Source organism: Streptomyces gamaensis, from assembly GCF_042656465.1.
GTDB classification, from domain to species: Bacteria; Actinomycetota; Actinomycetes; order Streptomycetales; family Streptomycetaceae; genus Streptomyces; species Streptomyces gamaensis.
Map to the genome: position 1 here is coordinate 424,747 of NZ_JBHSPB010000002.1, position 16,160 is coordinate 440,906.

A 16,160-nucleotide genomic window follows, 5' to 3' on the forward strand; every position below is an offset into this window, starting at 1 on the left:
TTCGGTGGCGAACGAGGACAAGCTCCGCTATTTCCTGAAGCGAGTCACCGCAGATCTCCAGGAGACCCGGCGGCGCCTTCGTGAGCACGAGGACGCCGCCGGGGAGCCGGTCGCCATCATCGGGATGAGCTGCCGCTACCCCGGAGGCGTCCGCTCGCCGGAGGATCTGTGGGAGCTGGTCTCCACCGGCCGGGACGCCGTCACGGAGTTCCCCGCCGATCGCGGCTGGGACCTGGACGCGCTCTACGACCCGGACCCGGAGCACCGGGGCACCAGCTACGCCCGCGAGGGCGCGTTCCTGGACGACCTGGCGCGGTTCGACGCCGGCCTGTTCGGGATCTCGCCCCGCGAGGCGCTCGCGATGGACCCCCAGCAGCGGCTGCTGCTGGAGACGTCCTGGGAACTCTTCGAGCGGGCGGGCATCGACGCCGCCTCGCTCGCGGGGAGCCGGACCGGCGTGTTCGCGGGCGTGATGAACCACGAGTTCCTCGCCGCCCTGCAGAACTCCCCGGAAGACCTTGAGGGTTACCTGGGGACGGGCACCTCGGGCAGTGTCGCCTCCGGCCGGGTGGCCTACACCTTCGGTCTCGAAGGCCCGGCCGTCACCGTGGACACGGCCTGCTCGTCCTCGCTCGTCGCCCTGCACCTGGCCGTCCAGTCACTGCGCAACGGCGAGTGCTCACTGGCCGTGGCCGGCGGGGTCACCGCGATGGTCGGCCCCGCCACGTTCGTCGGCTTCAGCCGGCAGCGCGGACTGGCGCCCGACGGCCGCTGCAAGGCGTTCGCGGCCGGCGCCGACGGCACCGGCTGGGGCGAGGGCGCCGGCCTGCTGCTGGTCGAACGGCTCTCCGACGCCCGCCGCAACGGCCACCAGGTCCTCGCGGTCGTCCGGGGATCCGCCGTCAACCAGGACGGCGCCTCCAACGGCCTGACCGCCCCCAACGGCCCCTCCCAGCAGCGGGTGATCCGCCAGGCACTGACCGCCGCCCGGCTGACGACCGCCCAGGTCGACGTGGTCGAGGCGCACGGCACGGGCACGAAGCTGGGCGACCCGATCGAGGCGCAGGCCCTCCTCGCGACCTACGGTCAAGGCCGTTCCGAGGAACGGCCGTTGTGGCTGGGGTCGATCAAGTCCAACATCGGGCACACCCAGGCCGCCGCCGGTGTGGCCGGCATCATCAAGATGGTCATGGCCCTGCGCCACGGCCAGCTGCCGCCGACCCTGCACGTCGACGAGCCGACCCCGCACGTGGACTGGTCGGCGGGCGCGGTACTGCTGCTGACCGGACCCGTAGCCTGGCCGACCACCGAACAGCCGCGCCGGGCCGCGGTCTCCTCCTTCGGGATCAGCGGCACCAACGCGCACACGATCATCGAGGAAGCCCCCTCGGCCGAGACCCTCGAAGAGACCGACGACACCGACGAAGGCGACGAGGGCGACTCGGCCGCCGCGACGGCAGCCGTCGAGGCCGCGTTTCCGGCCGAGGGCGGCCCCGTGCCGTGGGTGCTGTCCGGCAAGAGCGAAGCGGCGCTGTGCGCGCAGGCCGAACGCCTGCTGTCCCGCATGGACGGTGACGTTCCCCTCAAGGACGTGGCGTTCTCGCTCGCCACGACACGCACGGCCCTCGAACACCGCGCGGTGGTCCAGGGCGAGACCCTTCACGAGCTCACCGAAGGACTGCGCGCGGTCGCCGCCGGATCCCCCGCCCCGGGCGTGGTACGCGGCCGCTCCGGCACCGCGGGCCGCGTCGGCTTCCTCTTCTCCGGTCAGGGGTCGCAACGCCTCGGCATGGGGCGCGAGTTGTATGCGGCGTATCCGGCGTTCGCGGCCGCGTACGACGAGGTGTGCGCGCACCTCGACGCCACTGTGGACGTCGACTCGGAGGACCTGCACGGGACCGGCATGGCCCAACCGGCGCTGTTCGCCGTCGAGGTGGCGCTCTTCCGGCTCCTGGAGTCCTGGGGCATCCGCCCCGACTACGTGGCCGGTCACTCCGTCGGTGAGATCGCGGCCGCGCACGTGGCGGGGGCGCTGTCGCTCCAGGACGCGGCGAAGCTGGTCTCCGCCCGTGCCCGGCTGATGCAGGCGCTGCCCGCCGGCGGCGCGATGGTCGCCGTCCAGGCCGGCGAGGACGAGATCCTGCCGCACCTTACCGACGAGGTGAGCATCGCGGCGGTCAACGGCCCGCAGTCGGTGGTGGTTTCGGGTGCCGAAGAGGCGGTGCTGGCGGTCGCGGAGGTCTTCACCCAGCAGGGTCGCAAGACGTCCCGGCTGAAGGTCAGTCACGCCTTCCACTCGCCGCTGATGGACCCCATGCTCGACGATTTCGCCGCCGTCGTGCGCGATCTGGCCTTCGACCGGCCGAAGATCCCCGTCGTCTCCAACGTTACGGGCCGGTTCATCGAGGCGTACACGGCCGAGTACTGGGTCCGTCATGTCCGTGAGGCGGTCCGCTTCGCCGACGGCGTCCACACCCTGCACGAGCACGGCGTGACCACGTTCGTGGAGATCGGCCCCGGAGGCGTCCTCAGCGGCATGACGCAAGGCTGCCTGGACGCGGCCGAAGTCCTCACCGTCCCGGTGCTGCGCGCCGACCGCCCCGAGCGCGCGGCCCTCGTCTGCGCCGTCTCCGAACTGCACGCGCACGGCCTCTCGCCGGACTGGCCCGCCTTCTTCCCCGCCGCCCAGCGCGTGGAACTGCCCACCTACGCCTTCCAGTACGAGCGCTACTGGCTCGACGCCTCACCCGCCGCGCCCGGCGACGTGCGCGCGGCCGGCCTCGGCTCCGCCGGCCACCCCCTGCTGGGCGCCACCGTCGCCCTCGCCGGCGGCGACGAACGGCTGCTGACCGGCCGGCTGTCGCTGCGCACACACCCGTGGCTGGCCGACCACACGGTCCTCGGGAACGTCCTGCTGCCGGGCACCGCGTTCGTCGAACTCGCGGTACGCGCGGCCGACGAAGCCGGCTGCGAACTGCTGGAGGACCTCACTCTCGAAGCACCCCTGGTCCTGCCCGAGCGGGGCGGCGTCGCGGTCCAGGTATGGGTCGGCGCGGACGACGGCTCCGGCCGCCGGCCGCTGACCGTGCACTCGCGCTCCGAGGACGACACCGACCAGCCGTGGGTCCGGCACGCGACCGGCTCCGTCACCGACGGTACGGGCGCCCCGGCCGACCGGACGCTGACGGTGTGGCCGCCCCAGGGCGCCGAACCGGTCGGCCTCGACGGCTTCTACGAGCGGCTCGACGGCCTCGGCCTGGCCTACGGGCCGGCGTTCCGCGGACTGCGCGCCGCCTGGCGCGCGGGCGAGGACGTCTTCGCCGAAGTCGCCCTGCCCGACGGCCTGGACGTCGGCTCCTTCCTCCTGCACCCGGCGCTCCTGGACGCGACGCTCCACGCGATCGGCGCGAGCGCCGGCACCCTGGTGGCCGAAGCGGACGGGCCCCTGCTGCCGTTCGCCTGGTCCGGGGTGTCCGTCCGCGCCACGGGAGCGTCGACCGTACGCGTGCGGCTGTCACGAGCCGGTACGGACACCGTGTCCCTGCTCCTGGCCGACGCCGCCGGAGAGCCGGTCGCGTCCGTGGAGTCGCTGACGCTGCGCGCCGTTTCGGCCGAGCAGCTCCGCAAGCGCTCCGAGGACGCCATGTTCACCGTGGAGTGGACGCCGCTGTCCCTGCCGGCCGACACGGACGGCACGACGGTCGCCTACGCACCGGACGCCCAGTCTCTGGGCGACATTGACGGCACGTCACAGTCTCAGCCCGACGTCGTCGTGGTGGCGTGCCCCGACGGCCCGGACGGGGCGTCCGAGGCCGAGCGGGTCCGCGAGGTCACCGCCGAGGTGCTGCGACTGCTGCAGTGGTGGTCCGCCGGGGAACGGGCGGCACGGCTGGTCCTGGTGGCGGACTGCGACGACCTCGCCCACGCCGCCGCCGGCGGTCTGGTGCGCTCCGCCCAGGCGGAGAACCCCGACCGGATCGTGCTGGTCGAAACCGACGGCCAGGCCGACCTGTCGACGCTCGTACCCGGCATCGTGCGCTGCGGCGAACCCCATGTCGTCGTCCGCGACGGGGAGACACGCGTCCCCCGCCTGACCCGGGCGGCCTCCCCGGACCCGGAAGCGGCCGCCCCCCGCCTCGGCACCGTCCTGCTGACCGGCGCCTCCGGCGCGCTCGGCGGAACCATCGCCCGCCACCTGGTGGCCGAACACGGCGTACGCAGCCTGCTGTTGCTCAGCCGACGCGGCGCGGACGCCCCCGGCGCCGCAGCCCTGGAGGCCGAACTCGCCGCGTACGGCGCCGAGGTGACCTGGGCCGCCTGCGACGTCGCCGACCGCGCCGCACTCGCCCGGGTGCTGGCCACGACACCGGTCGGCTCCGTCGTGCACACCGCCGGCGTACTGGACGACGGCGTCCTCGCCGCGCTCACGCCGCAGCGCCTGGACGCCGTGCTGAAGCCCAAGGCCGACGCCGTGCTCAATCTGAGCGAACTCACCGGTGACGACACGCCGTTCGTGCTCTTCTCCTCCGCCGCCGGAGTGTTCGGCAACCCCGGCCAGGGCAACTACGCGGCCGCCAACGCCTTCCTCGACGCCTTCGCCCGGCACCGCCGGGGCCGGGGCCTGCCCACGGTCTCGCTGGCGTGGGGCCTGTGGGAGCAGGACGGCGCCATGGCCGACTCCCTCGACGAGGCCGGCAGGTCACGGATGGCACGCTCGGGCGTGCTGCCGCTGTCCACCGAGGACGGCCTGAGGCTGTTCGACTCCGCGCTCGCCTCGGCCGCGCCCGTGCTCGTACCCGTCCGCATCGACACCGCCGCCCTGCGCGACCGGGCGGCCGGAGACGTCCCGGCCCTGCTGCGCGGACTCGTCCGCGCCACGACACGCGGCACCGCCCGGCCCGCCACCACCGCAACGCTCGCCGACCGCCTCGCCGGGCTGACCCGGGACGAGCGCGACGAGGCCCTCCTGGACCTCGTCCGGACCGAGGTCGCCGCCGTGCTGGGGCACTCCTCGCCCCGCGCGATCCAGCCCGCGCACGCCTTCCAGGACCTGGGCTTCGACTCCCTGACGGCCGTCGAACTGCGCAACCGGCTCGCCACCGGAACCGGCCTGCGCCTGCCCGCGACCCTCGTCTTCGACCACCCGACCCCCGCCGCCCTCGCCCGGCACATCGCCGCCGAACTCCTCGGCGACGCCCCCGGAACCACGGCAGCGGTACGGCAGACCACGGACGCCGCCGCCGACGAGCCGATCGCCATCGTCGGCATGAGCTGCCGCCTCCCGGGCGGCGTGCGCTCCCCGGAGGACCTGTGGCGGCTGGTCGCGGAGGGCCGCGACGGCATCTCTGGATTCCCCGACGACCGGGGCTGGGACATCGAGTCGCTCTACGACCCGGACCCCGAGCGGCTCGGCACCACGTACACCGCACAGGGCGGATTCCTGCACGAGGCAGCCGAGTTCGACGCCGCGTTCTTCGGGATCTCGCCGCGTGAGGCCCTCGCCATGGACCCGCAGCAGCGGCTGCTGCTGGAGACCGCGTGGGAGGCCTGCGAACACGCCGGCATCGACCCGGCCTCGCTGCGCGGCAGCCGGACCGGGGTCTTCACCGGCCTGATGTACCACGACTACGGACAGGGCTCGCGCGAACTCCCCGAGGGCGTCGAAGGTCTCCTCACCACCGGGGGCTCCGGCAGCGTGGCCTCGGGTCGTGTGTCGTACACGTTCGGTCTGGAGGGGCCGGCGGTCACGATCGACACGGCGTGCTCGTCGTCGCTGGTGGCGCTGCATCTGGCGATTCAGTCGCTGCGCAGTGGTGAGTGCTCGATGGCGCTGGCCGGTGGTGTGACGGTGATGGCGAGCCCGACGGTGTTCGTGGAGTTCAGCCGACAGCGCGGCCTGTCCGCCGACGGCCGCTGCAAGGCGTTCGCGGCCGGCGCGGACGGCACCGGCTGGGGCGAGGGCGTCGGCATGCTGCTCGTCGAGCGGCTGTCGGACGCACAACGCAACGGGCACCGGATCCTCGCCGTGGTGCGGGGCACGGCAGTCAACCAGGACGGCGCGTCGAACGGCCTGACGGCGCCGAACGGTCCTTCGCAACAGCGGGTCATCCGAGAGGCCCTGGCCGCCGCCGGGCTGTCTGCCGCCGATGTGGACGCGGTGGAGGCGCACGGTACGGGGACGAAGCTGGGTGACCCGATCGAGGCGCAGGCGGTCATCGCGACGTACGGTCAGGAGCGTTCGGCGGAACGGCCGCTGTGGCTCGGGTCGTTGAAGTCCAACATCGGGCACACTCAGGCGGCCGCTGGTGCTGCGGGCATCATCAAGATGGTGATGGCGATGCGGCACGGTGTGCTGCCGCGAACCCTGCACGTGGACGAGCCCACGCCGCATGTGGACTGGTCGGACGGTACGGTACGGCTGCTGACCGACGCCGTCGACTGGGACGCGGACGGTCCGCGCCGCGCGGGCATCTCCTCCTTCGGCGTCAGCGGCACCAACGCCCACATCATCCTCGAACAAGCCCCCGCCGCAGCCGAGTTGCCGACCGCACCCGAGCCGGGAACGGCAGTGCCGTGGGTAATCTCGGCGAAGAGCGAGGCGGCACTGCGCGGCCAGGCCCAGCGGCTGCTGTCCTTCCTGGACACCGAGGGCGCCGAAGCCGCCCCGGCCGACGTGGCGTACGCGCTGGCCACGACCAGGGCGGCCTTCGAGCACCGCGCGGTGGTGGTCGCGGACGACCCCGAGGAGTTCCGGCAGGGGCTGGCCGCCGTCGCGGACGGCTCCACCCCGTCCCACGTCGTCACCGGCACCGCCCGCACCGGCGGCAAGGCCGTCTTCGTCTTCCCCGGGCAGGGCTCGCAGTGGCTGGGCATGGCCGCCGAACTCCTGGAGAACTCCACCGTCTTCCGCGACCGCATCGCCGACTGCGAGCGCGCTCTCGCCCCGCACGTCGACTGGTCGCTGACCGCCGTCCTGCGCGGCGAGTCCGACGTGGAACAGGACCGGGTCGACGTACTGCAGCCCGTGCTGTGGGCGATGACGGTCGCCCTGGCCGAGGTGTGGCGCTCCTTCGGCGTCACCCCTGCCGCCGTCGTCGGACACTCCCAGGGCGAGGTCTCCGCCGCCGTGGTCGCCGGAGCGATCTCCCTGGAGGACGGGGCACGCGTCGTGGCGCAACGCAGCCTGGCGGTCCGTGAACTCCAGGGCCTGGGCGGCATGGCCTCCGTGACCCTCCCGGAGAACGAAGCGCGGGAACTCGTCGACCGGTGGGCCGGCCGGCTCGGCATCGGCGCCGTCAACGGCCCGGGCACCGTGGTGGTCTCCGGCGAGACGGGCGCCCTGGACGAACTGCTCGCGCACTGTGAGGAGCAGGGCGTCCAGGCCCGCAAGGTCGCCGTGGACTACGCCGCGCACTCGCCGCAGATCGAGCAGGTCGAGGCCGCCGCCGCGGAAGGCTTCGCCGGCGTCACCGCCCGCCCCGGCACCGTCCCCTTCTACTCCACGGTGACCGGCGGGAGAGTCGGCACGGACGAGCTCGGCTCCGGCTACTGGTACCGCAACATGCGGCAGACGGTGCGCTTCCACGACGCCATCGGCTCCCTCCTGGCCGACGGGCACGACGTGTTCGTCGAAGTCAGCCCGCACCCCGTGCAGTTGGCGGGCATCCAGGACGCCATCGAGGCCGCGGAGGCCGAGGCCGTGGTCGTCCCGACGCTGCGGCGCGGTGACGGCGGCCGGCACCGGCTGCTGCTGTCGCTGGCGCAGGCCCACGCGCACGGCGCCGCCGTCGACTGGGACGCGGTCCTGCCGGGTGCCCGTACCGTCGACCTGCCCACGTACGCGTTCCGGCACGAGCGGTACTGGCTGGAGGCCGGGGCCGCGATCGGTGACGTACGGGCCGCCGGACTGGAGTCCGCCGACCACCCGTTCCTGGGCGCGGCCGTGGAACTGCCGGACGCCGGAGGCCACTTGCTGACCGGGCTGCTGTCGCTGCAGACCCAGCCCTGGCTCGCCGACCACGCCGTGCTCGGCACAGTACTGCTGCCGGGAACGGCCTTCGTCGAACTGGCCGCCCACGCCGCCGCCGAGACCGGCTGCGACATGGTGGAGGAACTGACCCTGCAGGCACCGCTGGTGCTGCCCGAGCGCGGCGGTATCGCCCTGCAAGTGCTGGTGGGCGCCCCGGACGACGCGGGCCGGCGGCCGCTGGGCGTGCACTCCCGCAGCGAGGACGGCCCGTGGGTCCGCAACGCCACCGGCACCCTCGCCACCGGCACGGACCGGGCCGAGGACGGCCCGGCCGTCTGGCCCCCGGCCGACGCGTCACCGGTCGAACTCGACGGCTTCTACGACCGGCTCGCCGGACTCGGCCTGAGCTACGGGCCGTTGTTCCAGGGGCTGCGCGCCGTGTGGCGCGGCACCGACGCCGTCTACGCCGAACTGGCCGTCCCCGGGGAAGCGGGCGCGGACGCTGGCTCCTTCGGGGTGCACCCGGCCCTGCTGGACTCCGCGCTGCACGCGCTGGGCGCGGGCGGGCTCGTACCGGCGGCCGACGGCCCGCTGCTGCCCTTCGCGTGGTCCCGGGTCACCGTGCACGCGAGCGGAGCCGCCGCTCTGCGGGTGCGGCTGTCGGCGGCCGGCGGGGACGCGATACGGCTGGAGGCCACCGACGGCACGGGACGGCCCGTCGTCTCCGTGGAGTCCCTGACGCTGCGTCCGGTATCGGCGGACCAGCTCCGTACCGGCTCCCGCGACGCGTTGTTCACCGTGGAATGGTCACCGCTCACCGCATCCTCCGAGACGGCAACCAGCCCGGCCGTAGCGGCCTTTGACGACATCGCCTCCCTGAAGGCCGCGTACGACGCGGGGACGGGCGCCGACGTGGACGCCGTCGTCGTCCCGTGCCCGGCCGGCTCGGGTACGGACGCCGAACGCGTCCGGGACGTCCTGGCCGAGGTCCTGGACCTGGTGCAGTGGTGGACGGCCGAGGACCGGGCCGCGCGCCTGGTGCTGGTGACCCGGGACGCCGCCGACCCCGGAGACGATCCCGCCCACGCGGCCGTGTGGGGCCTGCTGCGCTCGGCCCAGTCGGAGAACCCGGACCGGTTCGTCCTCCTCGACACCGAAAGCGGCACCGACGGTGGCACCGGCGGCGGCATCGACTGGAACACGGTCACGACAGTGGCCGTACCCCGCCTCGTATCGTCCGGGGAACCGCAGGCGGCGCTGCGCGGCGACACCCTGCTGCTGCCCCGGCTCGCCAGGGTCGCCACCGAAACCCCCCAGGAGCCAGTCGACTTCGGCGACGGGACCGTTCTGCTCACCGGCGCCTCGGGCGCCCTGGGCGGACTGCTCGCCCGGCACCTGGTCGACCGGCACGGAGTCCGCAGCCTGCTGCTGATGAGCCGGCGCGGCGCGGACGCCGACGGCGCGGCCGAACTCCAGGCGGAACTGGCCGCCTCGGGCGCCGAAGTGCGCTGGGCCGCCTGCGACGCGGCCGACCGCGACGCCCTGGCGAAGGCCCTGGCCGGGACGGCGCTGACCGCCGTGGTGCACACGGCCGGTGTCCTCGACGACGGGGTGATCGGCTCGCTCACGCCGGAACGCCTGGACGCGGTGCTGCGCCCGAAGGCCGACGCCGTGCTGAACCTGCACGAACTGACGGGCGGGCTCTCGGCGTTCGTGGTCTTCTCCTCGCTCGCGGGCACCCTCGGCACCCCCGGGCAGGCCAACTACGCCGCCGCCAACGCCTTCCTCGACGCCTTCGCGAGGCGGCGTCGCGCGCAGGGACTGCCCGCGCTGTCGCTGCCCTGGGGACTGTGGCAGCGGGCCGGTGCGATGACCGGCGACCTCGGCGGAACGGACCGTACCCGGCTCGCCCGCGGAGGAGTGCTGCCGCTGACCGACGAGGAAGGGCTCGAACTCTTCGACGCCGCCCTCGCGTCGGACCGGCCGGTGGTCGTCGCGGCACGCCTCGACCTCGCCGCCCTGCGGAACGCGGCCGCCCCCGTGCCGCCGCTGCTCGGATCGCTCGTCGGCATCCGGACACGGCGCACGGACCGGGCCACGGCCGTACCGCTGGCACAGCGGATCGCGGGCCTGCCCGAGAACGAGCGCGAAGCGGCCGTACTGGAACTGATCCGGTCCGAGGTCGCCGCCGTCCTGGGGCACAGCTCGGCCGCCTCCGTCCAGCCCGACCAGGTCTTCGGCGACCTGGGCTTCGACTCGCTGACCGCCGTGGAACTGCGCAACCGCCTCAACAAGGCCACCGGCCTGCGGCTGCCCGCCACGCTGGTCTTCGACCACCCGACGCCCGAAGTCCTCGCGCAGCGGGTCCTCAAGGACCTCCCCGGCGGCACGGGCGCCGGCACGGCATCGGTGTTCGACGAGATCGACCGCCTCGCCGCCGCCCTCGACACCGCCGGGACCGACGCGGACAACACCACCCGAACCAAGATCAATATGCGTCTCCAGGCGCTGCTCTCCCGCTGGAACGGGAACGCGCCGGCCGATCCGGAGGACGCGGGCGGAGCCGGGGACGAGGACGACCTCAGCTCGGCGAGCGACGAGGAGCTGTATGAGCTCCTCGACGACGAACTCGGCATCTCCTGAAGCCGCGGCACCTCCCACAACCGCGGCAACTCCTGAACTGCACAGGCCACAAGCAGGCCAAAAGGGGCGGGCAACACCAGATGATGAACGAAGACAAGCTCCGGGACTACCTCAAGCGGGCCACCACCGACCTGCGCCAGGCCCGGCGGCGCGTGCGCGAGCTGGAGGCCCGGGACCAGGAGCCCATCGCCATCGTGGGCATGAGCTGCCGGTTCCCCGGCGGCGTCGACTCCCCGCAGAGCCTGTGGCGGCTGCTGGCCGAGGGCCGGGACGCGATCTCGGACTTCCCCGGCAACCGGGGCTGGGACACCGACGCCCTCTACGACCCCGACCCCGAGCGGCCCGGCAAGGTCTACACCCGGCAGGGCGGATTCCTGCACGACGCGGCGGACTTCGACGCGGCCTTCTTCGGGATCTCCCCGCGCGAGGCGCTGGCGATGGACCCGCAGCAGCGGCTGCTGCTGGAGACCGCGTGGGAGGCCTGCGAACACGCCGGCATCGACCCGGCCACCCTCAAGGGCAGCCGCACCGGCGTCTTCGCCGGCCTGATGTACCACGACTACGGCTTCGTGCCGGGAACCCTCCCCGAGGGCGTCGAAGGACTCCTCAGCACCGGCAACTCCGGCAGCGTCGCCTCCGGACGCATCGCCTACACCCTCGGCTTCGAGGGCCCGGCGGTCACGATCGACACGGCGTGCTCGTCCTCCCTGGTCGCCCTGCACCTGGCCGTTCAGTCGCTGCGCAACGGCGAGTGCTCGATGGCGCTCGCCGGCGGCGCTACGGTCATGGCGGGCCCGAGCGCCTTCGTGGAGTTCAGCCGCCAGCGCGGGCTCGCCCCCGACGGCCGCTGCAAGTCCTTCGCGGCGGCGGCGGACGGCGCCTCGTGGTCCGAGGGCGCCGGCATGCTGCTCGTGGAACGCCTGCGGGACGCCCGGCGCCTGGGCCACCAGGTGCTCGCGGTCGTCCGGGGCAGCGCGGTCAACCAGGACGGCGCCTCCAACGGCCTGACCGCCCCCAACGGCCCTTCACAGCAGCGCGCGATCCTCCAGGCGCTGGCCTCCGCCGGCCTCTCGCCCGCCGACGTGGACGCCGTCGAGGCCCACGGCACGGGCACCACCCTCGGCGACCCCATCGAGGCGCAGGCGCTGCTGGCGACGTACGGTCAGGAGCGGCCGGAGGAACGGCCGTTGTGGCTCGGCTCGTTGAAGTCCAACATCGGCCACGCTCAGGCCGCCGCCGGAGTCGCCGGTGTGATCAAGATGGTCATGGCGATGCGGCACGGCGTACTGCCGCGAACCCTGCACGTCGACGAGCCGACCCCGCAGGTCGACTGGACGACCGGAGCCGTCGAGCTGCTGACCGAACCGGTCGACTGGCCGGAGTCGGAGCACCCGCGCCGTGCCGGGATCTCCTCCTTCGGCATCAGCGGCACCAACGCGCACGTCGTCATCGAGCAGGCGGTGGAGGAGCCGGACGAGAACGCGCACGAAGCCGGCCCGGCCGAGGAGCCGTTGCCCGCGCGGACACCCTTCGTGCCGTGGGTGTTGTCGGCGAAGAGCGACGAAGCGCTGCGGGCCCAGGCCGAGCGGCTGCTGTCGTCCCCGGGCACCCAGGAGGCGGAACCGGCCGATGTCGGCTTCTCGCTGGCCACGACGCGTTCGGTGCTGGAGCACCGGGCGGTGGTGGTGGGGGAGAGCCGTGAGGAACTGCTCCGCGGCCTCGGGGACCTGGCCACCGGCGCGGTGTCGCCGGGAGTGGTGCTGGGACGTCCGGCCGGCGGCAGGACCGGCTTCCTGTTCTCGGGTCAGGGCTCACAACGGGCCGGTATGGGCCGGGAGTTGTACGCAGCGTTCCCGGTCTTCGCGGAGGCCTACGACCAGGTACGCGCGCACCTCGGTGTGACACTGGACATCGACGAGGCGGAACTGCACCAGACCGGGTGCACACAGCCCGCCCTGTTCGCCATTGAAGTGGCCCTGTTCCGGCTCCTCGAATCCTGGGGAATCCGGCCGGACTTCGTGGCGGGTCACTCGGTGGGGGAGATCGCTGCCGCGCATGTGGCGGGTGTGTTGTCGCTGGAGGATGCGGCGAAGCTGGTGTCGGCGCGTGCCGCGCTGATGCAGGCGTTGCCCGCCGGCGGGGCGATGGTGGCGGTGCAGGCCACGGAGGAAGAAGTCCTGCCGCATCTCACCGACGGGGTGGGCATCGCGGCGGTCAACGGCCCGGAGTCCGTGGTGGTGTCCGGTACCGAGGGCGCCGCACTGGCAGTCGCGGAGGTCTTCGCGCGGCAGGGTCGTAAGACGTCGCGGCTGAAGGTCAGTCACGCCTTCCACTCGCCGCTGATGGACCCGATGCTCGACGAATTCCGCACGGTCGTGGAAAGCCTGTCCTTCAACGAAGCGCGGATTCCCGTGGCGTCCACCCTGACGGGCCGTCTGGCGGAGCCCTGCACGGCCGAGTACTGGGTGCGGCACGTCCGTGAGGCGGTGCGCTTCGCCGACGGCATCAAGACCCTCCACGAGCACGGCGTGACCACCTTCGTGGAGATCGGCCCCGGCGGTGTGCTGAGCGCTCTGACGCAGGGCTGCGTGGACGACGTGGTCACCGTTCCGGTGCTGCGTGCCGGCCGCCCCGAGCCGCAGGCCGTCGTCACCGCTCTCGGGCAGCTGCACGCGCACGGAGTGTCCCCGGACTGGCGCGCCCTCTTCCCCGGCGCCCGGACAGTGGAACTGCCCACCTATGCCTTCCAGCGCGAACGCTACTGGCTCCAGGGATCGGCCGCGCCCGACGTGTCCTCGGCGGGCCTGGACTCCTCAGGTCACCCCCTGCTCGGCGCGGTGGTGGAGACCGCCGGGGGACAGGACGTCCTGTTCACCGGGCAGCTGTCCCCGGCCGACCTGCCCTGGACCGTGGAGCGTACGGTCGGCGGCGTGCCGGTCCTTCCGGTCACCGCGTTCGTGGAACTCGCCCTGTGCGCGGGCCGGCAGGCGGGGTTCCCGCACCTGGAACAGCTGGACGTGACGGCCCCGCTCGTCCTGGCGCCCCAGGGCGCGGTCCGCGTGCAGGCGCAGATCGGGGCGGGCGAGGACGGCACCGACAGCGGCCGGCGGACCGTGCGGATCTACAGCCGGGCCGCCGACAGCGCTTCGGCGCCGTGGGTCTGCCACGCCACCGGAGAACTCACCGACCGCGTTCCGGCGGCCGAGTTCGACACGGTGATCTGGCCGCCGACCGGGGCCGACCCCATGGAGGTGACCGGCGACGGGAGCTTGCGCGCCGCCTGGCGTGCCGGGGACGAGCTGTACGCCGAGGCCGCACTGCCGCCCGTGGAGCGGGAGCGGGCGGACAGCTACGGCCTGCACCCCGTACTGCTCCAAGCGGCCCTGGAACTCCTGGAGTCGAACGGTGCCGGGGAACCCGGCAAGGTGCTCCTGCCCGACGCCTGGAGCGGCGTCTCGGTGCACGCCCCGGGAGCCGCGACCGCGCGCGTACGGGTCCGGCCCGCCGCCGACGGCACGGCGGTGGTCGAACTCACCGACGCCGACGGCGCTCCCGTGGCCTCCGTGGCGTCCGTACGGACCAGGCCGGTGTCACCGCAGCACATACTGGCGGCGCGCGTGGCCGGCCAGGACTGGATGTTCGAGGTCGACTGGGTCCAACACGCCGTCCCCGCCGGTTCTTCCGCCGACGGCGAGTGGGCGGTTCTCGGCGGCGACGGCCCCTACCCCGACATCGACGCGCTCCGCCGGGCCCTGGACGACGGTGCGCAAGCACCCACCCACGTCCTCCTGCCCTGCCCGCCGAGCCACGGCGAAGTCGCGGCCGCCACACGACAGTTGCTCACCGACGTCCTGTCGGCCCTTCAGGAGTGGGTCGGCGACGAACGGTTCGCCGACACGCGGCTCGTGGTCATGACGCGGGGAGCCGTCGCCCTGGACGGGGAGGCACTGGACCTCGCGCACGTCGCGGTGTCCGGAATGGTGAAGTCGGCCCAGGCCGAACACCCGGACCGGCTGCTGCTCGTCGACGCGGACACCGACCGCGTCGGCCCCGCGCTCAAGGCGCTGGCCGCCCTCGACGAACCGCAGGGCGCGGTACGCGGCGACACCCTGTTCCTCCCGCGCCTGGAGAGGATCACCCTGCCCGAGGAGCCCACCGCACACGCCTGGGACCCCGAAGGGACGGTGCTGGTCACCGGCGCGTCCGGCGGCCTCGGACTCTCGCTCGCACGCCACCTCGTCACCGAACACGGAGCACGCAGACTGCTGCTGGCCAGCCGGCGCGGCCCCGCCGCCGAAGGCATCGCCGAATTCACCGCCGAGATGGCCGAGTCGGGCGCCCATGTCGACGTGGCCGCCTGCGACATCGCCGACCGCGACGCCCTCCGGGCACTGCTGGCCTCGATCCCGGCCGGGCACCCCCTCGTGGCCGTCGCACACGCGGCGGCGGCCCTCGACGACGGCGTGATCACCGCCCTGACCCCGGAACGCCTCGACACCGTGCTGCGGCCGAAGGTCGACGGGGCACTGCACCTGCACGAGCTGACCAAGGACCTGAACCTCTCCGCGTTCCTCCTCTTCTCCTCCCTGTCCGGGATCCTGGGCAGCGCCGGAGCGGCCAACTACGCGGCCGCCAACGCCTTCCTGGACGGCCTGGCCCGACAGCGCCGCGCGGCGGGACTGCCCGGCACCTCCCTGGCATGGGGCCTGTGGACCGACAACGGCGGCATGGGCGACCGGATCACCGACGTCGACCGCAAGCGCATGAGCCGGGCCGGCGTGGCACCGTTCACCTCCTCCGAGGGACTGGCCCTCTTCGACCTCGCCCTCGGCCTGGAGCAGCCCGTGGTCGTGCCGGTCCGGCTGGACTTCGCGGGACTGCGCGCCATGGCCCGTACCGGCATGATGCCCGCGGTCTTCCGCGGCCTGGTACCGGACGCCGCCGGCACCCGCGAGGAGGCCGCGGCCGCGGGGCGGACCCCCGCCCTGGCCCGGCGGCTCGCGGGCATGCCGGAGGCCGACCAGGAGAAAGCGCTGCTGGACCTGGTACGCAACCAGGCCGCCGCCGCACTCGGCCTCGCCACCCCGGCCCGGGTCGAACCCACCACCGCCTTCCGGGACCTCGGCTTCGACTCCCTCACCAGCGTGGAACTGCGCAACCGGCTCAACGCCGCGACAGGGCTGCGGCTGGGACCCACCCTGGTCTTCGACCACCCCACCCCGATCGCCATCGCCCGGCTGCTCCACAAGGACCTCGTCCTCGACCTGGCCGCCGAAACCCCACCGGTCCTGGAGGAACTGGACCGGCTGGACGAACACCTCGGCACCCTCGTCCTGGAGGACGCGGTACGGGACAAGGTCACCGCCCGGCTCAAGTCGCTGCTGTGGAAATGGACCGACACCCACCAGGACACGGCACCGGCCACCGCGCACGACACCCCGGACCTCGACCTCGACCACATCGACGCCGCCACCGACGACGAGATGTTCGACCTCATCGACCGCGAGCTCGGCTCCCTCTGACTCCCCATCACGCACTGCTAGCGAGG

General features: G+C 73.5%; 1 protein-coding gene and 1 pseudogene. Both read left to right on the forward strand.

The features are described 5' to 3' along the window. Nucleotides 1-4: 4 nt before the first annotated feature. A complete protein-coding gene (locus ACFP1Z_RS04430; RefSeq protein WP_390314517.1) occupies nt 5-10,612 on the forward strand; it encodes an SDR family NAD(P)-dependent oxidoreductase in 10,608 nt (3,535 codons plus the stop codon). Nucleotides 10,613-10,704: 92 nt separating this feature from the next. Then, nucleotides 10,705-16,134: pseudogene (locus ACFP1Z_RS04435) on the forward strand (SDR family NAD(P)-dependent oxidoreductase); the annotation flags it as partial. Between the last annotated feature and the right edge of the window lie 26 nt (nt 16,135-16,160).